At 32.7% G+C, this 24,025-nt stretch carries 25 protein-coding genes and 1 riboswitch; of the genes, 22 read left to right on the top strand and 3 right to left on the bottom strand.

The annotated features are described in order from the left end of the window. Positions 1–21 precede the first annotated feature (21 nt). From priA to BLV68_RS15455, 12 genes are all read left to right on the top strand, one after another. Positions 22–2,499, top strand: a complete 2,478-nt coding sequence (gene priA / locus BLV68_RS08280) for a primosomal protein N' (protein ID WP_093752735.1) — start codon at positions 22–24, stop codon at positions 2,497–2,499. 10 nt (positions 2,500–2,509) lie between these two features. After that, entirely contained in the window at positions 2,510–2,980 is a 471-nt protein-coding gene (gene def, locus BLV68_RS08275; RefSeq protein ID WP_093752733.1) for a peptide deformylase, read from the top strand. Between the two features lie 11 nt (positions 2,981–2,991). Beyond that, positions 2,992–3,921, top strand: coding sequence for a methionyl-tRNA formyltransferase (gene fmt / locus BLV68_RS08270; RefSeq protein WP_200773706.1), 930 nt, complete (start codon positions 2,992–2,994; stop codon positions 3,919–3,921). Positions 3,922–3,944: 23 nt separating this feature from the next. Further along, positions 3,945–4,655 carry a zinc metallopeptidase gene (locus BLV68_RS08265; protein ID WP_093752729.1) on the top strand — a complete coding sequence of 237 codons (711 nt, stop codon included), beginning with the start codon at positions 3,945–3,947 and terminating at the stop codon, positions 4,653–4,655. A 66-nt stretch (positions 4,656–4,721) separates the two neighbouring features. Continuing rightward, entirely contained in the window at positions 4,722–6,062 is a 1,341-nt protein-coding gene (gene rsmB, locus BLV68_RS08260; RefSeq protein WP_093752727.1) for a 16S rRNA (cytosine(967)-C(5))-methyltransferase RsmB, read from the top strand. Positions 6,063–6,262: 200 nt separating this feature from the next. Continuing rightward, entirely contained in the window at positions 6,263–6,994 is a 732-nt protein-coding gene (locus BLV68_RS08255) for a Stp1/IreP family PP2C-type Ser/Thr phosphatase (protein WP_093752725.1), read from the top strand. A 17-nt stretch (positions 6,995–7,011) separates the two neighbouring features. Next, positions 7,012–8,940 carry a Stk1 family PASTA domain-containing Ser/Thr kinase gene (gene pknB, locus BLV68_RS08250; RefSeq protein WP_093752723.1) on the top strand — a complete coding sequence of 643 codons (1,929 nt, stop codon included), beginning with the start codon at positions 7,012–7,014 and terminating at the stop codon, positions 8,938–8,940. A gap of 9 nt (positions 8,941–8,949) precedes the next feature. After that, positions 8,950–9,828: a ribosome small subunit-dependent GTPase A gene (gene rsgA / locus BLV68_RS08245; RefSeq protein WP_093752721.1), complete on the top strand. Its 879-nt coding sequence runs from the start codon at positions 8,950–8,952 to the stop codon at positions 9,826–9,828. Position 9,829: 1 nt separating this feature from the next. Beyond that, complete coding sequence (gene rpe / locus BLV68_RS08240; RefSeq protein WP_200773705.1) at positions 9,830–10,477, top strand: ribulose-phosphate 3-epimerase; 648 nt, start codon at positions 9,830–9,832, stop codon at positions 10,475–10,477. Positions 10,478–10,525: 48 nt separating this feature from the next. Next, positions 10,526–10,625: riboswitch (TPP riboswitch) on the top strand. Positions 10,626–10,679: 54 nt separating this feature from the next. Beyond that, the gene (gene thiT / locus BLV68_RS08235) at positions 10,680–11,219 is read left to right on the top strand and encodes an energy-coupled thiamine transporter ThiT (protein ID WP_093752719.1); all 540 of its coding nucleotides are present in this window, start codon (positions 10,680–10,682) and stop codon (positions 11,217–11,219) included. Between the two features lie 14 nt (positions 11,220–11,233). Further along, positions 11,234–11,869, top strand: coding sequence for a thiamine diphosphokinase (locus BLV68_RS08230; RefSeq protein ID WP_093752717.1), 636 nt, complete (start codon positions 11,234–11,236; stop codon positions 11,867–11,869). Between the two features lie 92 nt (positions 11,870–11,961). Further along, the gene (locus BLV68_RS15455) at positions 11,962–12,132 is read left to right on the top strand and encodes a hypothetical protein (RefSeq protein WP_159428652.1); all 171 of its coding nucleotides are present in this window, start codon (positions 11,962–11,964) and stop codon (positions 12,130–12,132) included. 35 nt (positions 12,133–12,167) lie between these two features. Here the strand turns inward: BLV68_RS15455 and rpmB are convergent, their stop codons facing one another. Then, positions 12,168–12,359, bottom strand: a complete 192-nt coding sequence (gene rpmB / locus BLV68_RS08225) for a 50S ribosomal protein L28 (protein WP_093752715.1) — start codon at positions 12,357–12,359, stop codon at positions 12,168–12,170. Positions 12,360–12,566: 207 nt separating this feature from the next. Between rpmB and BLV68_RS08220 the strand changes: the two genes are divergently transcribed. The 6 genes from BLV68_RS08220 to BLV68_RS08195 all read left to right on the top strand — a co-directional run bounded on the left by BLV68_RS08220 (position 12,567) and on the right by BLV68_RS08195 (position 18,242). Beyond that, complete coding sequence (locus BLV68_RS08220) at positions 12,567–12,923, top strand: Asp23/Gls24 family envelope stress response protein (RefSeq protein WP_093752713.1); 357 nt, start codon at positions 12,567–12,569, stop codon at positions 12,921–12,923. A 16-nt stretch (positions 12,924–12,939) separates the two neighbouring features. Beyond that, on the top strand, positions 12,940–14,577 hold the full coding sequence (locus BLV68_RS08215; protein ID WP_093752711.1) for a DAK2 domain-containing protein: 1,638 nt from the start codon (positions 12,940–12,942) through the stop codon (positions 14,575–14,577). A 62-nt stretch (positions 14,578–14,639) separates the two neighbouring features. Then, positions 14,640–16,682 carry an ATP-dependent DNA helicase RecG gene (recG, locus tag BLV68_RS08210; RefSeq protein WP_093752709.1) on the top strand — a complete coding sequence of 681 codons (2,043 nt, stop codon included), beginning with the start codon at positions 14,640–14,642 and terminating at the stop codon, positions 16,680–16,682. Positions 16,683–16,743: 61 nt separating this feature from the next. Beyond that, a complete protein-coding gene (gene rsmD / locus BLV68_RS08205) occupies positions 16,744–17,310 on the top strand; it encodes a 16S rRNA (guanine(966)-N(2))-methyltransferase RsmD (protein WP_093752707.1) in 567 nt (188 codons plus the stop codon). Further along, positions 17,310–17,795 carry a pantetheine-phosphate adenylyltransferase gene (gene coaD, locus BLV68_RS08200; RefSeq protein WP_093752705.1) on the top strand — a complete coding sequence of 162 codons (486 nt, stop codon included), beginning with the start codon at positions 17,310–17,312 and terminating at the stop codon, positions 17,793–17,795. The genes rsmD and coaD overlap by 1 nt, the downstream gene beginning before the upstream one ends. After that, complete coding sequence (locus BLV68_RS08195; protein ID WP_093752703.1) at positions 17,796–18,242, top strand: ATPase; 447 nt, start codon at positions 17,796–17,798, stop codon at positions 18,240–18,242. Here the strand turns inward: BLV68_RS08195 and ylbJ are convergent, their stop codons facing one another. Then, complete coding sequence (gene ylbJ, locus BLV68_RS08190; protein WP_093752701.1) at positions 18,243–19,436, bottom strand: sporulation integral membrane protein YlbJ; 1,194 nt, start codon at positions 19,434–19,436, stop codon at positions 18,243–18,245. It lies immediately after the preceding gene. Between the two features lie 100 nt (positions 19,437–19,536). Then, positions 19,537–20,793 carry a nucleotidyltransferase gene (locus BLV68_RS08185; protein WP_093752699.1) on the bottom strand — a complete coding sequence of 419 codons (1,257 nt, stop codon included), beginning with the start codon at positions 20,791–20,793 and terminating at the stop codon, positions 19,537–19,539. Between the two features lie 122 nt (positions 20,794–20,915). On the opposite strand from BLV68_RS08185, the gene BLV68_RS08180 reads away from it, so the two are divergent. From BLV68_RS08180 to plsX, 4 genes are all read left to right on the top strand, one after another. Beyond that, complete coding sequence (locus BLV68_RS08180; protein ID WP_093752697.1) at positions 20,916–22,112, top strand: acetate/propionate family kinase; 1,197 nt, start codon at positions 20,916–20,918, stop codon at positions 22,110–22,112. 68 nt (positions 22,113–22,180) lie between these two features. After that, positions 22,181–22,693 carry a YceD family protein gene (locus BLV68_RS08175; protein ID WP_093752695.1) on the top strand — a complete coding sequence of 171 codons (513 nt, stop codon included), beginning with the start codon at positions 22,181–22,183 and terminating at the stop codon, positions 22,691–22,693. 13 nt (positions 22,694–22,706) lie between these two features. Continuing rightward, a complete protein-coding gene (gene rpmF, locus BLV68_RS08170) occupies positions 22,707–22,886 on the top strand; it encodes a 50S ribosomal protein L32 (RefSeq protein WP_093752693.1) in 180 nt (59 codons plus the stop codon). A gap of 136 nt (positions 22,887–23,022) precedes the next feature. Continuing rightward, positions 23,023–24,021, top strand: a complete 999-nt coding sequence (gene plsX, locus BLV68_RS08165; RefSeq protein ID WP_093752691.1) for a phosphate acyltransferase PlsX — start codon at positions 23,023–23,025, stop codon at positions 24,019–24,021. Positions 24,022–24,025 lie beyond the last annotated feature (4 nt).

The raw sequence follows: 24,025 nt of genomic DNA, 5'->3' as shown, positions 1-24,025 counted from the left end.
TAATGGACAAGGAATGATTATATGAATAAGAAATTTGCACAAGTAATAATAGATAACAAGTCGTCAAGTACCGATAAGCCCTATACATATCTGATTGATTCAGACCTAGTAGAATTAGTAGAAGAGGGAATGAGGGTATTGGTTCCCTTTGGATTAGGTAATAGAGTAGTTAAGGGAATTGTTATTAAAATAGAAGAGAACTATTTTGGTTCGCATAAACTAAAAAAGATAATAGATGTTATAGACGACAAACCTTTGATTTCTAAGGATTTAATTGATTTGAGCATATGGATGTCAGAAAAATATCTGTCTCCTTATATAGATGCATTTAAAGCGGTACTTCCCCCTGGGGATTTTAAGGAGGTTAAAACTAATATTTTATTAGAAGAAGTACATGATGATATTTACAATACTTTAGATACTTTAGAAAAAAGTGTAGTAACCATAATTCATAATAATAAGGGGAAGATAGAACTAGGAGAATTAAAGGAGCAAATGAATAATAGATTGACTAATAAGATTATAAGACAGTTGGAGAGTAAAGGGATACTAACTACTTCTATGGAAATTCAAACTTCCATAGAACCTAAATATGAAAAATATGTTTATCTTAAAAACAGATTTAATTCCAGAGAGGAATTAAATCAAAAAATTGGGAAAAGAAGCTATAAACAATTGGAAATTGCTGAATTTTTATTTGATAAGGGAGAAATTCCCCTTAAGGAGTTGATGATGGAGGTTAACAGTTCCATTAGTACTATTAAATCTATGGAAAAGAAAGGTTTGATCCAAATAGTAAATAGGGAGATTTTTAGAAGTCCAATTAAGGAAGATATTAGTCCCTATAAAAAGCATGAGTTAACCTTAGAACAAAGGAATTGTTTTGATACCATTATGGACCATATCAATAGGAACCAATCCAGTAAATTTTTAATCCATGGGGTTACAGGAAGTGGGAAAACGGAGATTTATCTACAGCTGGTTGAAGAGATGATAAATAAAGGGAAGGAGTCAATAGTTTTAGTTCCAGAAATATCTTTAACTCCTCAAACGGTTCAAAGGTTTGTTGGACGATTTGGAGATAGGGTGGCGGTTTTACATAGCAAATTATCTTATGGAGAAAGGTTTGATCAATGGAGGAAAATAAGAGAAGGAAAAGTCAAAATAGCAGTAGGAGCTCGCTCTGCAGTATTTGCACCCTTCTCCAATTTAGGCCTAATCGTGATAGATGAGGAACATGAATCTACCTATAAATCCAGCATGAACCCTAAATATGATACTCTACAGGTAGCTGAGAAGAGATGTGATCAATTTGGATCAACACTTGTTATTGCATCTGCTACCCCATCTGTTGAATCCTATTACAGGAGCATAAAAGGGGAGTATAAACTTTTGAATTTAAAAAAAAGGATAATGAACAGAGAATTGCCCTTTGTTAAAATTATTGATATGAGAGAAGAACTCAATTCTGGAAATAAATCAATTTTTAGTAAGGAATTATATGAAGCAATAGAAGAGAATTTGAAAGATAATAAGCAAACCATTCTCTTTTTAAACCGGCGAGGCCATTCCACTTTCGTTTCTTGCAGACAATGTGGGTATGTAGTAAAATGTAATAAATGCAGTATATCCATGACCTATCATTTGAAGGAGAATAGGTTGAAATGTCATTACTGTGGTTTAGCCATTAGTCCACCAAATATTTGCCCTGTTTGTAAGAGCAAATATATTAAATATTTTGGGATAGGTACTGAAAAAGTAGAAGAGTTTACTAAAAGGTTGTTTCCAAATGCTGTAGTAAAAAGGATGGACTTGGATACCACCAGTAAAAAGGGTAGTTATGAATCTATATTAAACAATATGAAGGAAGAGAAAATAGATATATTGATTGGAACCCAAATGGTAGCTAAGGGTTTAGATTTCAAAAATGTAACATTAGTTGGAATAATTGCAGCGGATACAAGTCTAAATTTACCAGACTTTAGGTCTCCTGAAAGGACATTTCAGTTAATAACTCAGGTAGCTGGACGAGCTGGTAGAGGTGATTTTGAAGGTAAAGTAATAGTACAAACCTATAATCCAGAGCATTACAGTATTCAACTTGCACAGGAGTATAATTACTTGGCCTTTTATAATAAAGAGGTTCTTATTAGAAAAGAATTCAATTATCCTCCCTTTACCAATATAATTTCTATAATAATTTATGGAGAAGATGTTAAACGTGTTATAATAAAGAGTAAGGAGTTCTATAAAATACTAATTAATAATTTGAAGCAGATTAATTTAATCGATTTTGTAGATAATATAATTGGGCCTTTTCCAGCCCCATTAGAAAGGATTAAGAATAATTATAGGTATCAAATTATAATAAAATGTAAAAATGAATATTTAGACAAGTTAAAAACCGCTATAGAATGGGTATTTATATATAATAGATATAAAGTAGATGTTACGGGGATTAAGTTCAATATAGATATTAACCCAAATTCAATATTGTAGGAGGAATAAAATGGCTATAAGACAAATAAGATATGCTGGAGACCTTATTTTAAGAAAGGTTGCTAAAGAGGTAACAGAAATTAATGAAAGGATCAAGATTTTATTAGAAGATATGGTAGATACCATGTATGAATACGAGGGTGTTGGATTAGCTGCTCCTCAGGTAGGAGTTTTAAGAAGAGTAGTGGTTATAGACGTTGGTGAGGGACCAATAAAGCTAATAAATCCGAAGATTATTGAAGAAGAAGGGGAAAACATAGATGTTGAAGGCTGTTTAAGCATTCCGAATAAGGTAGGAACTGTTAAAAGGCCAGAAAAGGTTAAAGTAGAATATTTAGATGAAAATGGACAAAAGAAGATCATCGAGGGAACTGGACTTTTGGCAAAAGCATTATGTCATGAAATTGATCACTTAAATGGAATACTTTTTACTGACAAGATGATAGAAGAAATAATACCTGATGAAGATGGAGAAGAGTAAGAGGTGATATGGTGAAGATTGTTTTTATGGGCACGCCAGAATTTGCTGTTCCTGCTTTAGAATTCTTAAATAATAGTGAATTTAATATTTCATTGGTCATAACACAAAAGGATAAAAGGAGAGGTAGAGGGAAAAAATTATTGCCTACTCCTGTAAAGGAAAAGGCTCTAGAGCTGGGCTTAGATGTCTATCAACCAGAAAATGTGAATTCAGAGGAGTCCTTGAAACTATTAAAAGAGGTTCAGCCAGATTGTATAATTGTAGTGGCTTATGGTCAAATTTTAAGAAAGGGTGTATTGGAGTTACCCTTACATGGATGTATTAATATACATGCTTCCCTTTTACCTAAATATAGAGGTCCTGCTCCCATCAATTGGGCTCTTATAAATGGAGAAAAAGAAACAGGCATTACTATAATGAAAATGGATGAAGGATTGGATACTGGGGACATATTAAAATATGAATCCATACCCATAGAAGAGGAAGACGACTCCAAATCTATTCATGATAAATTATCCTTACTTGGAGCTAGACTGGTTGTTGAAACTTTAAATGATATTAAGAATAACAACATTAAACCAATTCCTCAGGATGATAATCTCTCAACTTATGCACCTATGTTGAGCAAGGAAATTGGAAAAATTGATTGGAATAACAAGGGAGAAAATATTATTAATCTAATACGAGGGTTAAAACCTTGGCCATCTGCCTATATAATATATAAAGGTGATAGAGTAAAAATTCACAAAGCTAGGAGAGTAGAAAAGTTTTTGGAAAGCGAGAATGGTAAGGTTGTTAAGGTTCAAGAGGATGGAATCTATGTAAATTGTTCTGATTCCTGCATTGTTATAGAGGAGTTGCAATTTCCTAACAAGAAGAACTTAAAGGTAAGGGAATTCTTAAAAGGCAATCAATTTGATTTGAATATAAGACTTGAATAATATCAGGATTAAGGAGGGATACTATGTATGGAGGATATTATTATGGAGGCTACTATGGTGGGATTGATAGTATAGCCTTTATATTGTTGATGCCTGCCTTGTTGTTTTCATTATATGCTCAATTTAAGGTTACATCTTCCTTTAATAAATATCTAGGAATTCAAAGCAGTTCTGGTTTAACTGGCTACGAAGTAGCAAGGCTGATATTGGATAGGAATGGTTTATACCATATTAGAATTGAACCTATAGGAGGGAATTTAACAGACCATTATGACCCTAGAAACAAAGTAATAAGGCTTTCGAGAAATGTTTATAATGGCAGGTCAGTAGCAGCAGTTTCTGTAGCAGCGCATGAGGTTGGTCATGCTATACAGCACGGAGAAGGATATTTTCCTCTTATTTTAAGAAATAATATTGCACCTATTGCAAGTATTGGTGCAAGGTTTGTTTGGTTTTTGATATTATTAGGTTTTATAATTAGCCCATTTTTTATAGAACTGGGAATACTACTTTATGTGGCAGTAGTCCTATTCCAAGTGATTACGTTGCCAGTAGAATTTAATGCAAGTAGAAGAGCTTTATATCAGCTTGAGAATGGCATAATCTATCATGATGAAGTTGATTCTTCTAAGAAGGTTTTAAATGCCGCTGCACTAACTTATGTTGGAGCGACTCTAGTTGCTTTAGCTCAGTTATTAAGACTTATGGCTATGTTTGGTAGAAGAAGGGATTAAAAATTCTAGTTTATAGCTTTGCCTGGGGCAATCCCCGGGCATAATATTTTATGGGGAGAGTTTAATATGAATGTTAGGGAGATATGTTTAAATATATTAATAGATGTCCACAGTAAGGGAGCTTATTCTAATTATACAATAAATAAATATATAAAAGAAAATATTAAAATTAAGGATGAAAACTTAATAAGGGAAATAGTCTATGGAGTAATAGAGAATCGTTTATATTTAGATTATATTATTTCTAAACTATCTAGTATTAAGGTTGAAAAGATTCAACCGCCTATCCTAGATATTTTAAGGATGGGAGTATATCAAATGGCTTTTATGGACAAAATTCCAGATAGGGCAGCTGTAAATGAATCAGTTAATCTTTCTAAGAAATACGGTCACAAAGGAATCAGTGGTTTTGTTAACGGAGTTCTAAGAAATTTTTCAAGGAATAAGGAAAAATTGATGGTGGTAGAAGTAAGCAATTCAGTAGACTATATTTCCATAAAGTATTCCTATCCTAAGTGGATAATTAGAAGGTGGATTAATGAATTTGGTTATGAATTCACAGAAAAACTGTGCATTAGCAATAATTCTAAACCTAAATTGAATATTAGGGTAAACCGGTTAAAGACGAATAGGGAAGAATTATCCGACAAGCTGTCCAGCTATGGATATATAGTTTATAATACTAGGTATGCAAAAGATGGGATTATAGTAGAGAATCCTATTAGGATTACTGAGAGGGAGGAGTTTCAACAAGGTTGTTTTACCATTCAAGATGAAAGTAGCATGTTAGTAGGGCAGATAGCTAATCCAAAAGAGGGGAGTTTAGTTATGGATTTGTGTAGCGCACCAGGAGGGAAAGCTACTCATATTGCAGAGATAATGGAAAATAAAGGAAAGGTTATAAGTAGGGATATATATGAGCATAAATTGAGATTGATAAAGGAAAATTCCAATAGATTAGGAATCAATATCATAGAAACGGAAATATTTGATGCTTTAAAAGTTGATAATACTATGGTGGGCAAAGCAGATTATTGCATAATTGATGCTCCTTGCTCTGGATTAGGAATTATTAGGAGAAGACCAGATATAAAATGGAATAGGAAGGAAGAGGATATAAAAGAATTGGTTAGGATGCAAAAAGCCATTCTTAATAATGCCAAAAAATATGTAAAACCTGGGGGCATAATCGTTTATAGTACTTGTACCATTGGAAAGGAAGAAAATTTAGATGTGGTTATGGATTTTTTGAAGGCTAATAAAAACTTTTCTCTATTAGGATTTGGAGAATTATTGGACTCGTTAGAAAATATTGAAACTGGAAATAAAGGATATGTACAATTATTTCCACATATTCATGGTACAGATGGGTTTTTTATTGCAAGAATTATAAAGAAGAATGGTTAAAAGATTATTTGGTATGATATAATAAGAAATTAGGAATGTATAAAATGCGAATTTTTAGAATAAAAATTAATATGCCTTAAAACTTTTTCTTTTTTAAGGACAAGCTAAAAATAGGACAATAAAGGCCTGAAACCAATAGAAGGAAAAATTATTAATAACATTTGGAATGGACCAAATATCTTTACATTGAGGTGATTGGTATGGAGGTTGGAGTTAAAACTGATATTGGCAGGATTCGGGAGGTTAATCAAGACGCTTATTATATTTCTGTTATTGAAGAAAATCCATTATTTATTGTAGCAGATGGGATGGGAGGACACAAGGCAGGAGAAATTGCATCGAATATGGCTGTTGATATAATAAGTGCAGATCTAGGAAAAGATGTGACCCTCTTGGAATTAGACGATAATAGCATTAAAAATAGAATAAAAGAATCTATAGGTAGAGCAAATGAAGAAATATACAAGAAGTCTTTAGAAGATGAATCCTATTCAGGGATGGGAACAACTGTGACTTTAATCTATTCAAAAGGGAAAAAGGTCTTTATTGGACATGTTGGAGATAGTAGAGCTTATTTATTGCGTAAAAATATATTATTACAATTGACGAAAGATCATTCTTTAGTCGAAGAGCTTATTAGAAATGGAAGCATTAGTAGGGAAGAGGCAAAACTTCATCCACAAAGGCATATTATTACAAGAGCAGTAGGAACTAGTCCAGATGTTGAAGCGGATTTAATAGTACAGGAGAAGCACAAAGGTGACATATTTCTATTGTGTACAGATGGGCTAACCAGCATGTTAGCAGATGATGAAATAAGAGAACAGTTGTTAATATGCGAAAATATGCAAAAGATCTGTGAAGAATTAATTGAGTTTGCCAATGAAAAGGGTGGATTTGATAATATTACTGTTGTGGCTATTAAGTTTTAATGAAGTGAGGTGAAAACATGATTGGAACTGTTCTTGGTAATAGATATGAGATAATTGAGAAAATAGGCGGAGGTGGCATGGCTCTTGTTTATAAAGCTAAATGTAGACTTTTAAATAGATATGTAGCAATTAAAATTTTGAGGGATGAGTTTAACAACGATGAAGAATTTATAAAAAAGTTTAAAAGGGAATCTCAAGCTGCAGCCAGCCTTTCGCATCCAAATATAGTTAATATATATGATGTTGGAGTAGATAAAAAGGATGGACAGGAAATTCATTACATAGTAATGGAGTATATAAAAGGCAAAACCTTAAAAGAGATAATAAGGGAAAAAGGAAAGTTTACTGTAGATGAAACTATAGATTATTCAATTCAAATAGCAGAAGCCTTAGAACATGCTCACGAAAATCATATAGTCCATAGAGACATTAAGCCGCATAATATAATGGTAACTGAAGATGGCAGAGTGAAGGTAACTGACTTTGGAATAGCAAGAGCAGCTAGTGCTTCAACGGTAACCAACACATCCAATGTAATAGGTTCTGTCCATTATTTTTCACCAGAACAGGCCAGAGGAGGTTATACTGATGAGAAATCTGATATATACTCCTTAGGCATAGTCATGTATGAGATGATCACTGGAAGAGTTCCTTTTGAAGGAGATAGTCCTATTACAGTAGCTTTAAAGCATATTCAGGAAGAGATCATCCCACCTAGAGAAATAGATAATTCAATTCCACTTGGATTGGAGAATATAATTATGCATTGTGTAAAGAAGAGCCAAAGTGATAGGTATGCTACTGTAAGTGATTTATTATCTGACCTAAAGAAGACCAAATTGTCTGGTGGCAAATTGCCAATGGAAGATACTAATTTTATTGAAGCACCTACTCAAATAATACCAGTTGTGGAGGATAAGGAAGGTAAGGAAATGAAAAAATCTAAAAAGAAAAAGAACAGCGATGGTAGTTTAAAAGTTGTTTTCTTTGCTATACTATTGGCCTTTGTAGTAGTTAGTTCAATGGCCTTAGGTTTTTATAAGCTTAAGGACTACTTCATTACTAAGGAAGTTGTAGTACCTGATTTAGTTGGATTACACATAGATAGAGCCAAAGAGGAAGCAGAAAAGCTTGGATTAAATGTTGAAGTGGCAAACGAAGTTTATAGCAGTGAGTTCAATAAGGATGAAGTAGTTAATCAAATGACAGAGGCAGGCACAAAGGTTAAAGAAGGGTATACAATAAAAGTTGCTATTAGTAAGGGAAGAAACCTAGTTAAAGTTCCAAACCTAATTAATAGGAATATTAACGAGATTGATAGCATACTTAAAGATTCTAGTTTATCAGAAGGGCTAGTAGAGTATGAGTATAGTGATAATGTAGCTGAAAATATAATTATAAATCAAGATCCAGCCCCATATACTGAAGTTGAAGAGGGGACTAAAATTAATTTAATTGTTAGCCAAGGTCCGGAAAAAAAGATTGTAGTAATGCCAAAGCTTGTAGGTCAAAGTGAAAACGAAGCTAAAAATGCCTTGATAGCATATGGATTAGCATTAGATCAGATTGTTAGAGAGCCTAATAATGAATATGAAGAGGGCATTGTATTTTGGCAAAGTATTGAACCTGGCAATGAAATAGAGACAAATACAGCCATAACCTTATATGTTAGTTCAGGTCCATCAGCTCGAGGAGAGGAACCTGAACCTGAAGAGAAGGATAAAGAGATTCCTTTTGTAATGACATTAACACCTAGTGTGGAAGATGATGAAGTAGAAATTAAAATTGTAAGGGTTCAGGATGGAAATAGAAAAGATGTTTATAATAAAATTCATAAAGTCGATGGAAGTTCTATCGAAATACCATTGGAAGGGAAAGTAGATGCTGTATTTGAAATCTATTATGATGGCATTTATATTGACGAAATAGTTCATCCACACAATTAGGAGGTTTTTATGATAGAAGGCATAATAATAAAAGGCATTGGTGGGTTTTATTATGTTAAAACTCAAGACAAAGTTTATGAATGCAAGGCTAGGGGGCTTTTCAGAGAAGACAATATAATACCCTTAATAGGAGATAGAGTAAAAATCCGAATAAACGAGGAAGATGGTAGCGGCTATATTGAAGAGATTATGGAAAGGAAATCTCAGTTGATAAGGCCTCCCGTATCTAATGTAACTCAAGCTATTATTATTATGAGCATAAAAAAACCGGATATAAACTTATGGTTATTAGACAGATTAATAGTTTTAGCGGAACATCAAAGATTAAATATTGGAATATGTATAAATAAAATTGATTTGGTTCAGGAGGATGAACGGAATTTAATAGAAAAAGCCTATAGAGAAACCGGGTATCCAATTATTAAAACTAGTTGCAAAACTGGAGAAGGTATTGTAGATTTAATAGATTTATTAAAGAACCAAGTTACAGTTTTTGCAGGGCCTTCAGGGGTTGGGAAATCCTCACTACTAAATAGAATAAAACCAGGATTGGAGCTAAAAACTGGAGATGTAAGTAAAAAAACTACCAGAGGAAGGCATACCACCCGACATGTAGAATTAATAGATTTAGATGGCAATTCCTTCGTACTTGACACTCCAGGTTTTAGTTCCTTAAGCTTGGATTTTATTGAGAGGGAAGAAGAGTTGAGCAAGTACTTTAAGGAAATAGATGAGTTCAATGGCAAATGTAAATTTATCAACTGTATTCACTTTAAGGAACCTGGTTGTGAAGTGAAAAAACAGGTGGAAAAGGGGAATATTAGTCGGGAAAGATATGAGAACTATCTAATGTTTCTTGAAGAGATAAAAGCAAATAGGAGGTATTAAAATGATAAAACTTTCACCATCCATTTTGTCAGCAGATTTAGGCAATTTAAAAGAGGAGATACTTAAACTTGAAAAAGGAGGAGCAGATTATATCCATTTAGATGTGATGGATGGCATATTTGTTCCCAACATAACCTTTGGACCGCCAGTAATTAAACATTTACGCAATATTACCCAAATTCCTTTTGATGTTCATCTTATGATTGACAAACCTGAAAGGTATATAGAGGATTTTGTAGAAGCTGGTGCTGATATGCTTACAGTCCACGTGGAATCTACCCTGCATTTACATAGAACCATAGATGTAATAAAATCCTATGGTATAAAAGCAGGGGTAGCTTTGAATCCGTCTACACCCTTAGAAAGTATAGAGTATGTATTAGATTATGTTGATTTAATTTTGATTATGACAGTAAATCCTGGCTTTGGTGGACAAGAGTTTATAGGTTCTATGGAAAAAAAGATTAAAAAGATGAGGAGAATTATAGATGAAAAGAACCTTAATATTTTACTTGAAGCTGATGGAGGAATTAAGTTAGATAATGCAAAAGAGATAATCAATTATGGCCTTGATATCATAGTAGTTGGTTCTGATATTTTTAGAAGTAAAGATGTGATAGAGAGAACTAAAATGTTTAAGAGCTTATAATTGAATTATATATGTAGTATGGTATAATGTAATTGAACTAAATAATACCTTCATCACTAGGGGAGCCAAATTGGCTGAGAGGGGATTCGATCCCGACCCTTAACCTGAACTAGGTAATGCTAGCGTAGGGAAGTGAGTTCGTTTGCATGTTAGCCCATTACCTAATTCTGGTAATGGGTTTAATATTTAAGGAGGGCTGAATATGAAGAAGTGGAGCACAAAGATGTTAGTGGAAGCTGGGATTATGATAGCATTAGCTGTTTTGTTGAGTAGAATTAAAATTTACCAAGCACCTCAAGGAGGTTCTGTAACTGCAGGTAGTATGATTCCAATCCTTTTGTTTTCTATGAGATGGGGACTTAAACCTGGGATTATTGCTGGAGCCACCTTTGGAGTATTAAAACTCATATTAGGAGGTTGGGTTTTTACCCCTATACAAGCAATATTAGAATATCCTATTGCCTTTGGTTTTTTAGGATTAGCTGGAATTTTCTCTAATTCCATTAAAGATTTTAGTAACGACAAATATGTCAAAATCATTCTATCTATATTTTTCGCCATAGGCGGTAGATTTTTATGTCATCTATTAGCTGGGGTTATATTCTTTGCTGAATATGCAGGAACTCAAAATCCTTGGATATACTCTTTAGTATATCAATCCAGCTATTTAGTACCAGAATTTATAGTATCTATCATTATTTTATCGTTAATTTGGAAGCCTATTAGCAAAATAGAAAAATAGAATGGAATGATTAAATGAAAGCGTTAGTCATTTTAAGTGGTAAAATAATTGATATTAACAGGTTAAGGGAGTTAAAGAAAGAGGTTGATTTTGTACTTTCTGCTGATGGTGGAACTAATCACTGCTTTAAAGCATCTTTAAAACCTGATTTGGTTGTAGGAGATTTAGATTCCATTTCAGAGGAAGTTATTCAACAGATTGAAGAGAATAAAATACCAGTGGAAAAGTTTCCTGTAAAAAAAGATAAAACGGATTCAGAAATTTCCATAGACTATATAATAGATAAGGGATTTAAGGATATAACTATAGTAGGAGCTACTGGAAATAGGCTGGATCATACTTTAGCTAATATATTGCTGCTCAAAAAGCTGAAGGAAAGAGGAATAAATGGACGAATAATAGATGATGATAATGTTATATATTTAGTTGAAGATGAGCTGATTTTAAAAAACATACCCGGCTATTATGTATCTGTTATTCCTATCACCAACACTGGAATTGTAGTTACATTAAAGGGATTCGAATATGAGCTGGAGAATACCAGAGTTCAATTTGGCTCCACTCTAGGCATAAGCAATAGGATTGTTAAAGATAAGGGATTTATAAGAATTTATGAGGGACAAAGTTTAGTAATCATATCAAGAGATTGATCTATAGAGCAAACCTGAAAAAGGTTTGCTTTTTTGTAACTAATTTTGAAAAAATGCAATAAAATAGAGTAAAGGATCTTTGAGGTGAGAATATGAAAAGCTTTTACTATAGATATAGGTATAAATGGAAAAGATTAATTGGAATTTTAATATCCGTAATTGGTTTTTTAATAGTAATCAACTTTATTCCCATAGAAATACTAATATTGATTATTGGGTTGATTCTTATAGTTATTGGGATTTTAATAATTAAAGTAAAATAAGGCTTCCGCTACTATTAAACTGGAAGCCCTATATTTTATAACGCCCTTTCCACATAACCAGACCTTAAGCATCTAGTACAAACATTTATTCTTTTAACAGTTCCATCAACCACTGCCCTTACTCTTCTGATATTTGGTGACCAATCTCTTCTACTCTTTTTATTTGAAAAAGTCACTTTATTTCCAAATATTTTACCCTTTCCACATACTTCACATTTTCTTGCCATAAAAACACCTCCTCTAAAAAAGTGCAATCATCTAATTCGTTTTCTTATTTTATTAGAACATATTATATTCTAACATAATATTAGATAAAAAGGCAACTATAATTATTGACAAATTAAAATCTTAATAGTAATGAGTTGAACAATTCAGTATAATAAGGTAAAATATACTCATATATTATATTGAATTATCTTTAAGGAGGCGATTTTGTGCCAGCTAGAGCTAAAAATGATTATGGTTATATCGACATAGATGATAACGTAATAGCTACTATAGCAGGGCTTTCAGCTATGGAAAGCTATGGAATAGTAGGTATGGCTAGTAAAAAAGCAAAAGATGGTTTTTTTGAGCTATTAAAAAGAGAAAATCTTTCTAAAGGGGTAAAAATATACATTGAAAACGATGAAATAACAATAGATTTACATGTTATATTACAATATGGAATGAGAATATCAGTAGTAGCAGAAAATATTATTGAAAAAGTAAAATTTAATTTAGAAAACTTAACAGGGATGAAAGTTAAACAGGTAAATGTATATGTACAAGGAATTAGAGTTGAAAAGTAGTTAGGAGGTACAACCATTGAAAAACGAAATCATGGACGGTCTAATGCTAAAAAAGGCATTTGTAGGAGGCGCTAGATTATTGGAAAGTAAAAAGGAAGAGGTAAATGCACTAAATGTATTTCCTGTACCTGATGGAGATACGGGGACAAATATGTCCTTAACCATGAAATCTGCAGTAAAGCAGATATCAAGTCTAGACGCTCCTACTGTAGGAGAAGTTGCAGTAGCAGCTAGCAATGGCTCTCTAATGGGAGCAAGAGGGAATTCTGGAGTAATTCTATCCCAACTTTTTAGGGGTTTTGCCAATAGTTTGAAAGATAAGGATAAGATAAATACCATAGATTTAGCTAAAGCTTTCAAGTCTGCTTCAGAAACAGCATATAAGGCAGTAATGAAACCTACAGAAGGGACTATTTTAACTGTTGCAAAAGGTTGTGCTGATTATGCTTTAGAGTTAGCAGAAGTGGAAAATGATATATTTGTTTTTTTAGAAAAGGTTATAAATAAAGGGAAAGAAGTACTTAATAAGACTCCAGATATGTTGCCTGTATTAAAGCAAGCAGGAGTAGTAGATGCGGGGGGTAAAGGTTTAATAGTAGTTTTGACTGGTGCTTTAAATGCCATCACTGGTAAAGAAGATATAATTTTAGATTTTCCAGCTAAAGTAGATAAACCTGTAGAGATATTTCCTAGGATTGATGATGAAAATATTAAATTCGGATATTGTACTGAGTTTATGATCAATACGGATTTTGATGATTATGAAGCTTTAAGAAGCGAGTTAAACAGCTTTGGAGATTCCTTATTGGTAGTAGGAGGCGATGGATTAATTAAAGTTCATGTTCACACTAACAATCCAGGGCTGGTATTGGAGAGGGCTTTAGAAATTGGAGAGCTAAATGACATTAAAATAGATAATATGCGTTATCAACATAGGCATATAATTGAAGAAGAAGTATCAGAAAAAATAGAAATCAATAATCGAAACAGGGAAATGAAGAAATACGCTTTCATTACCGTTTCCATAGGAGAAGGTTTAAATAAAGTTTTTAAGGAACTCAATGTAGACTATATAATACCAGGCGGGCAAACTATGAATCCTAGTACAGAAGATATACTAAAAGCTATAGATGAAGTGAATGGCGAAAACATAATAATATTACCTAATAACAGCAATATTGTGCTGGCAGCTGATCAAGCCAAGGAGTTAAGCGATAAAAAGGTTTATGTATTTCCTACTAAAACCATTCCTGAAGGCATAACTGCATTGATCACATTTGACCCAGAGCTAGATATAGAAGAAAATTTGACCAATATGGAAGAAGCTGTAACCCATGTAAAGACTGGTATGGTTACTTATGCGGTTAGGAATACTGAAATAGATAATACAAAAATAAATAAAGATGATATCATAGGTCTTTCAAATGGGGAGATATTGGCTGTTGGTAATTCGATAGATGAGGTTAGTTTAGTGCTATTACAGAAGGTTATTAATGACGAATATTCTTTAATAACAGTTTTTTATGGTAATGAAATTGATGATGAAAGTGCGAAGAAATTTGCAAAAAGGCTAGAAGAAGAGTTTGAGAATTTCGACATAGAAGTAGTTTATGGCGGACAACCACTTTATTATTATATATTTTCATTAGAGTAGTATATTCCTCACCTATTGGTGAGGAATTTGTTGTTAAGATAATAGATTAGAGGAGGAGAAAATTGGATATTCAATATGTTAAAGGGGTTGGCCCAAAAAGAGCAAGACTATTAAAAAAATTAAATATACATACTATTCAGGACCTCTTATACTATATGCCTAGGAGCTATGAAGATAGGAGGAGATTTAAGTCTATAGCCCAGTGTGTCGGTGGTGAAAAGGTTAGCCTAAAGGTAAAAATTTGTGGATATCCAGTTAAACGGAAACTAAGAAAAAACTTATCTATATTACAAGTTCCAGTAAAGGATAGCTCTGGCATTGGGCATTTAGTATGGTTTAATCAGGATTATATAGTAAGTCGTTTGTCTTTAGGTGATGAAATAATGGTCTATGGAAAGGTGAATATATTTAATAACCAGGTACAGGTTATGAATCCCACTATTGGGAGGGCAGAAGGAGACAAAGTTGGAAAGATTATCCCTATATACCCTTTAACAGATAATCTTTCCAACAATGAGATGATTAGAATAATGAATAATGCCATTAAGGGATATAGTGACAATATTAAGGAAAGACTACCTGAATATATACTGAAGGAATTAAATCTAATGCCAATCAAAGAAGCCATAATAAATATTCATTTTCCTAAAAGTGAAAACCATTATAAAGAAGCTCGTAAGAGGTTAGCTTTTGAGGAATTATTTATTTTACAACTAGGACTTATGTTAATTAAGTCTAGGCAGCAAGAAGTTTATAAAGGCATACAATTTCCACCTGTAACAGAAGTTTATAGTTTTATAAATGATTTGCCTTTTAAGCTGACTACTGCTCAGTTGAGAGTGTTTAAAGAAGTTGAAAAGGATATGGAGAAGAATATCCAGATGAATAGGTTGATTCAAGGAGACGTAGGGTCTGGTAAAACCATTATTGCAGTATTAGCTATGTTTAAGGCGTGGAAATCTGGATACCAATCTGTAATGATGGCTCCAACAGAGATTTTAGCTCTACAACATTTCAATTCTATCTCTAATTATTTCAAGGATTATGATATAAGGTGTGAGCTATTAGTAGGAAGCCTTTCTAATAAGAAAAAGGAAGAGGTGCTGAAGGATTTAAAAGATGGAAAAATCCATGTGTTAATAGGTACACATGCAATAATACAGGATAAGGTTGAGTTCAATAGACTAGGTTTAGCAATAACCGATGAACAACATCGATTTGGCGTAAAGCAACGGGCCACACTAAGCTATAAAGGGAAGAGTCCGGATATTTTGGTAATGACTGCTACCCCTATACCTAGAACCTTAGCTTTAATACTCTATGGGGATTTGGATATTTCCATAATAGATCAGTTGCCTCCTGGAAGGAAGCAAATAGAAACATATGCTGTAGGATTCGACTTAATAGAGCAAGTTCATAATTTTGTAAAAAAGCAATTATTAGAGGGAAGACAAGCCTATATAGTATGTCCATTAATTGAAGAAAGTGAAACCTTAGACTTGGAATCTGCGGAAGCACTATATAATAGTTTGAAAGATGAAGTATATAGGGATTTTAAAGTTGGTTTGTTACATGGAAGGATGAAACAGGAGGAAAAGGATCGCATTATGGAAAGATTTTCAAAGAATGAATTGGATATATTAGTTTCTACTACGGTTATCGAGGTTGGAATTAACGTGCCAAATGCTAATATCATGGTAGTATATAATGCAGAGAGATTTGGATTAGCTCAACTTCATCAATTGAGGGGGAGAGTTGGAAGAGGAGAGTATCAGTCCTATTGTATATTAATAAATGGCAGCAATAGTAAAATAGCAAGGGAGAGGATGAGAATTTTACAGAAATCTACTGATGGCTTCTATATATCTGAGAAGGATTTGGAATTAAGGGGACCAGGAGAATTCTTTGGTACCAAACAGCATGGTTTACCTGATTTAAAAATTGCTAACCTATTTACGGACATGGAAATATTAAAACTTGCTCAAAAAAAAGCAATGGAGGTATTAGAAAAGGATACCTATTTACTGGAGGATAGACATTGTAATTTAAGGGAAAGCATAATCCAACTATTCCAGGATAGGATTAAGGATATAATTTTAAACTAATACTAGGAAAGTATATATGAAATATGGTAAAATAAATTAAGCATAATTAAGAGGTGATCTATTGAGGGTTATTGCTGGTAGCAAAAAAGGATTTAGGCTAAAAGGGCCTAAAAGCAAGGATATAAGGCCTACAGAAGATAGGATAAAAGAATCTCTTTTTAATATTTTAGGCTATATTGATGAAAATTCCTTAGTTTTAGATTTATTTGCTGGTACTGGATCAATTGGCATTGAGTTTTTAAGTCGAGGAGCAAAAAAGGTGTATTTTGTTGACAAGTCCTATGAAAGTATTCGGTGTATCGATGAAAATTTAAAGCATACATGCTTAAAGGATAGTGCAGAGATATTAAAGAAGGATGCCTTTAAAGCTCTGGATTTGTTAAGAGAAAAAGATATAAAATTTGATTATATTTTTATAGATCCACCATATGGAAGGAATTTATTGGAAAGGGTTCTTATAAAGATTGATGAGGTTAATATTTTAAGAGAAGAAGGTCTTATAGTATTAGAGCATGAAAGGAACTATGTTTTGAATCATATTTTTAATAGCTTGATTAAAATAGATTCTAGGAATTATGGGGATAAATCCCTAAGTTTCTTTAAGAAAAGGGATAGGAGGGAGAAGTAATGGTAGTAATTTATCCAGGAAGCTTTGATCCTGTAACTTATGGGCATTTAGATATAATCGATAGATGCTCTCGAAAGTTTTCTAAGGTCATAGTGGCCGTTTTAAATAATAAATCAAAAAAAAATTTTTTTTCGATAGAGGAAAGAATAGAATTATTGAAAAAAACTTTAGAAAAATATGATAATGTTGAAGTAGATTCTTTTTCTGGATTGCTGGTAGACTATGCAAGACAAAAAAATTGTACTACTGTGGTTAGGGGGCTTAGAGCCGTTTCCGATTTTGAATATGAGATGCAAATGGCTTTAGTCAATAAAAAACTGGAGGAAACCCTGGAGACTTTATTCATGGTTTCTAGTGGAAAATATGCATATTTAAGCTCAAGCATAGTTAAGGAAGTAGCAATGTTTGGGGGCAATATATCCTGCTTTGTGCCTGGAGTAGTTGAAAAGGCTTTATTAGAAAAAATTAATGGAGGTAGGATGTAAATGGAAGTGCTAAAATTAATTGATGAAATTGAGGACATTTTGGAAAATGCTTCTAGCCTACCTTTTTCCAACAAGGTAATGGTAGACGCGGAAGAACTATTTGAAATAATACGGGAGATAAGGATTAAGTTACCAGACGAACTAAAACAAGCAGCATGGATAAAGGAAGAGAGACAAAGAATTTTAGCAGAAGCTCAAAAAGATGCAGATACCATTTTAAACGAAGCGGAATTGAAATTGGAGGAGTTAATTGAACAAGATGAAATCACTAAGAAGGCCAAGGAAAGAGCTGAGGAGATAATTACGAAAGCTCAAAATAATGCTAAGAGTATTAGATTAGGGGCATTGGAATATGCTGATAATATATTGCTGGAAACACAGGAAAATTTAAAAAATATAATCGATTTGTTGAATAAGAATAGGCAGGAGTTAAGAGGGGACCGATAATCAGTCCCGAGAGGATAAAGGATTTATTATTGCAGATATTAGGGAAAGGATTAACAAGTAAATATTGGAAATTAGGGCGATTTTACAGGAGCTAAATAATAAAACTGGCCAAGCATTAAAATGAATTAGATTTATACCTTGGTATTTAGGCATGAAGGATGGTTCAACTAGGCTTTTGTATTTTATAATATAGAATAGGAAGCCATAAATAGAAGATAGAAGACCATGTAATAGTTTGGAAAATATGTAAATTTTACTATCTATATCCGTATTGTTGATAAAGCTTAGGACTTGGCTATGTATAGAAAAACCGCTCCAACCTATTAAGAAATTTATCAGTATTATTTTATAATATAATGGAATATTAGCACTAGATATAAGTTTACATCCTGTTGTTAATTCTATAATGCCCGCTATGAATCCTTTAATTGCTTCTATATTTATCTTTATGGGGATTGTGTAGATTAATAATTCAATAAACTTGTTAAAAGCTTTAGAAGCAAACAAAAGCTCTGTTAATACTGAATAAAATATAATAAACCCACCAATTATAGTTATGGCATTTAAGCTATTACGTACGCTGTTGTTTAATATATATCCAATGGAGAAATCCTTTTTTATATTGGGAAAAAAAGAACTTATAACGTTGAAATTTTCCTTTACATTTTTTGCAGGTCTTATTTCCCTTTTGTAAAAACTTAATATGATTCCTACAGATATTGCTCCTAAGTAATGAGGATATATGATTATAGGAGCAATTGAAGGATTATTAAGCATTCCTATGGATACTGCCCCTAACATAAAAAGGGGGCCAGAAGTACTTGCAAAGCAAATAGTTCTTTCAGCTTCAATTTTTGTTAAGGTATTGTTCATCCTTAAATCTGCTACTATCTTTGCACCCATTGGATATCCTGATGCTATGCTCATTGAAAAGGGAAAAGCAGAATTTCCAGGTACATTGAAAAAATATTTCATAAACGGCTTCAGGAATTTTCCGATTAAGTCTACAAATCCAATGTTTTTTAAGATTTCTGATATCATAAAAAATGGCAATAAAGAAGGTACAATGATATTGAACCATGTCAATAAACCACTATAACCACTTTCTAAAGACAATTTTGGATTATTTATTATTCCTATCAGAGTAAATAGGATGATAATTAAGAAAGATATATTTATGATAGCTTTTTTCATATATATTTCACCTCACAAAAGGTGTATTTAAAATATTAATAATTATATTAAAGTATATTTTATTAAAAGATATATATGAAAAAGTAGCAGGAATATCCTGCTACTTTTTTTTTATATATAAAGTGGTGTAATAATCCATATTCATATAAGGCTTATTTCCATTCAATCCCAAGAAGAATAGGTCTGTAGCTTTTTTATCGAAATCAATTATTCTATTTAAATAGGGATTGGAGTACTTTTTATAATCTGAAAACTTTATTACTACAGGAAGATTAGACTTTTCCTTGATTTTTTTAAGTATTAAAAAGCCCTTATCGTTTGTACCTAATACCCTAATATAGGAAGGGTGATGAGGTTGAAGCTCTTCGAATACAGTCTCTGTCAGGTTTGCCATCATATGGACTAATATCCTTTGTATTCTAGTTTTAGCATATCTCTTGGTGGAAACTTTCTGTATGAGTTCATGAATACTATTGATCTCAGCACTTTTATTGACAATCCTATTTTCAAGTCCTGCTTCTACATCTATAATTTTCGTTAATTTGTTTTTATCTTCAATTCTTAATAAATAATTGATTATTTGGGTATAATTATCTAACATATTGAAATTTTTATATTTATTGATATAATTTATTAGGTGGTCAAAAGTTTTAGCAGGAACATACTCTTTTATAGCTTCAATTTCACCATTTATTAGTTTATTGCGTATAGCAGTAGCACTGGCTACATTATGGTTTAATTGGCTTTCATTGTAGGTACTACCAACCCGTTTAATTGCTATAGGTTGGATATTGCTATTTAATAGAATTAAATTTTTTAGATATTCAATAGCTAATATATTATTAGACATTTTCAAAATTTCCTTAATATTAATATTATGTTTTTTATTAAGCTTATATTTATCAAAAAAATGTTCTAATGCATGGCTACGAGATACGGAAAAAGAATGGCCTTGTTTTAAGTTTTTTTTCAAATGCTCCTTATAATATGGAGGTTCATCGACTAATATTTGTGCAATTTCTTTCAAAGGATTTAAATCACCTGTTTCGCTGCCAAAGACTACGTAATCGACAATTTTTAAACTATGCAGTAGAGATATGCTGCCATAAGCAAACAACTCTGCGGATTGAACTGAAAAAATAAAAGGTAGCTCGATTACTAAATCGACTCCGTTATCAATTGCCATTTTGGCTTTAGTCCATTTATCTATTAAAGAAGGTTCACCTCTTTGAACAAAGGAGCCACTCATTACTGCTATGGAGTAGTCTGAGTTAGTAATTTTTTTTGCCATATTTAGATGGTACTTGTGTCCAAAATGAAAAGGATTATATTCTGTGATTAAACCTACAACTTTCATCAGTAACCTCCCATTTGGTTTTACCTTATTATAGCATAAACGGGAAATATAATATTGTTGATTTTTTGACAAAACTATAATAATATAATTTATGAGCATATATTAGGATAGGAGGCTTGAAAATGAACATATTGGTAATAAATTGTGGTAGTTCTTCATTAAAGTATCAATTATTGGATATGAAAGAAGAACAAGTTTTAGCCAAGGGTTTGGTTGAGAGAATTGGAATAGAAGGCTCAAGGATAAAACATACAACTACAGGAAAAGATCAAGTTACCATAGAAGAACCTATGAAAGACCACAAAAAAGCTTTAGAAATGGTGCTTAACGCTTTAGTGGATTCAGAATATGGTGCAATTAAATCAATGGATGAAATTGAGGCCGTTGGTCACAGAGTAGTTCATGGAGGAGAAAAATTTGCTAATTCAGTAATTATTGACGATGAAGTTATGAAAGCCATTAGAGAGTGTATAGAATTAGCTCCTCTTCATAATCCACCTAACATAATGGGAATAGAAGCTTGTAAAGAATTAATGCCTAATACACCTATGGTAGCAGTATTTGATACAGCTTTCCACCAAACTATACCAAAGGCTAACTACATGTACCCACTACCTTATGAATTATATGAGAAATATGGTATTAGAAAATATGGTTTTCACGGTACATCCCATAAATATGTATCACAGAGAGCAGCTGAATTATTAGGTAGACCAATAGAAGAGTTAAATATTGTAACATGCCACTTAGGAAATGGAGCCAGTGTTTGTGCTGTTCAAGGTGGTAAATCCGTAGAGACAAGCATGGGCTTTACTCCACTAGAGGGTTTAGCAATGGGTACCAGATCGGGAGATGTGGATCCTGCAGTAATTCTATTTATTATGGAAAAAGAAGGCCTATCATTTGATGAAGTTAACGAACTATTAAATAAAAAATCTGGGGTTTTAGGCCTTTCTGGCATAAGTAGTGATTTCAGAGATTTAGAGGAAGAGGCTGCCAAAGGTAATGAAAGGGCTTTATTGGCTTTACAACTATTCTGCAACAGAGTTAAGAAATATATAGGCGCTTATGTAGCATTAATGTGTAGAATAGATGCTTTAGTCTTTACTGCTGGAATTGGTGAGAATTCTCCAGCTGTTAGGGAACATATTTGTAATGGGTTAGAATGTATAAATATAAAATTAGATAAGGAATTGAACCAAGTTAGAGGCAAAGAAGCCAGACTAAACAGTGATTTAACTTCAACTGCTATTTTTGTTATTCCTACTAATGAGGAATTAATGATAGCTAGAGAGACTAAAGAGCTAGTTGAAAAATAACATAAATTTCTTGACAAATGGCCACCTCCTTTATATAATTATGTTTGTTAGTTTTAGAGGTGAAAAAAATGAGTATAGATCTTTCTAACTTTCGTGATGAAACTGTTATAAGTTTATCCGTTGAAGGGCAGCTTAATAAGGATAGCCTAGAGTTTAATGGCAGAAGGATTCGGTTTACTGAACCAATTAAATATGACGGGGAAATATACAAGGTGGGTAAAGAAAAATATCTACATGTTAATATAAACTACCGTTATGAAGAGGTTTGTGGAAGATGCTTAGAAGCCTTTTCAAGAGAGGATAAAACAGTTTTGTCAGGGAAGTTGGTTGAAAAGGAAAATGAAATTGGATTAGATGAAGATGAAGATCTCATTTATTATTATGATGAAAGGTTGGAGCTAGCTGAATACGTAGTTGATGCGATAATAGTATCCCTTCCTATGAAACCTCTTTGCCATGAAGGATGTAAGGGATTATGTGCTAAATGTGGTGCTAATCGAAATAAAGACGATTGCCAGTGCGTTGTAGAAGATATAGACCCTAGATTCGCAATATTAAGGGATTTGTTTCCAAGGGAATAAGGAGGTGTTTTAATTGGCAGTACCAAAAAGAAAAACTTCTAAAGCAAGAAGAGATAAAAGAAGGGCATCAGCTTATAGATTAACTAGAGTTACCATTTCGGAATGTCCTCAATGTCATGAACCCAAGTTACCTCATAGAGTTTGCAGAGCTTGTGGGTATTATAAAGACAAGGAAGTAATAGAAGTAGAATAATTAATGCTCTGAAAAAATATAAAAAAGATAGTGAAGGATTATCACTATCTTTTTTATTATAAAATATTGCAATTTTCTAAGTTCTATAATATATTTATTATCAGTAGCTCTATTAAGTTGGATTAGGAGGTTAAGCATGAAGGTTATTGTTGATGGCATGGGAGGGGATAATAGTCCAGAGGCCATTGTTGAAGGGTGTGTAAGTGCGGTAAAGGAATTGGGAGTAAGTGTAATAATTGTGGGAAATAAAGAAATAATAGATACTGAATTATCAAAATACGATTTTCCTGATGAAGCAATTGACATCATTAATTCCACTGAAATCATTACCAATGATGATGAACCCGCCTTTGCTATAAGAAGAAAAAAAGACTCTTCAATGGTTATTGGATTAAAAGCATTGAAGGAAGGAATAGGAGATGGTTTCGTTTCTGCAGGTAGTACAGGAGCCTTGTTAGCAGGAGGCTTGTTTATAGTAAGCAGAATAGATGGTATTGAGAGAGCGGCTTTAGCTTCTGTATATCCTACTATTAGAGGTATATCTCTTTTGTTGGATTTAGGGGCTAATGTAGATTGCAAGCCTGAATATTTGAAGCAATTTGCCATTATGGGTTCCATATATAGTGAAAAGGTATTGAAGGTGGAAGCTCCCAGGGTAGGCCTAGTTAACATTGGAACAGAAAGAGGAAAAGGAAACCAACTAGTCCAAAAAGCCTACGAACTAATTGAGAATTCTAACTTAAATTTCATTGGAAATGTAGAAGCTAGAGATATTCCTGCAGGGGTTGCAGATGTGTTAGTTTGTGATGGATTTGTTGGCAATATTATTCTAAAACTTACGGAGGGAATGGCTAAGTCTTTATTTTCTTCCTTAAAGGAGGAATTTAATAAAACTTTCCAATCTAAGGTTGGAGCCATATTACTAAGAAAACAGCTTATGAACTTTAAGGGAATGCTAGATTATAGGGAATATGGAGGGGCTCCATTGTTGGGATTAAAAAAACCAGTTGTAAAAGCCCATGGTAGTTCAGATGCCTTTGCAATTAAAAATGCAATAAGGCAAGTTAAGGATTTTATTGAAATGGATGTAATAAATATCATAGAAGATGATATAAATGCTAGTAGAAATAAATAGAGTC

Source organism: Tepidimicrobium xylanilyticum (assembly GCF_900106765.1).
Taxonomy (GTDB): domain Bacteria; phylum Bacillota; class Clostridia; order Tissierellales; family Tepidimicrobiaceae; genus Tepidimicrobium; species Tepidimicrobium xylanilyticum.
The sequence above is the reverse complement of the archived record's forward strand: the minus strand, read 5'-3'. Positions and strand labels throughout refer to the sequence as shown.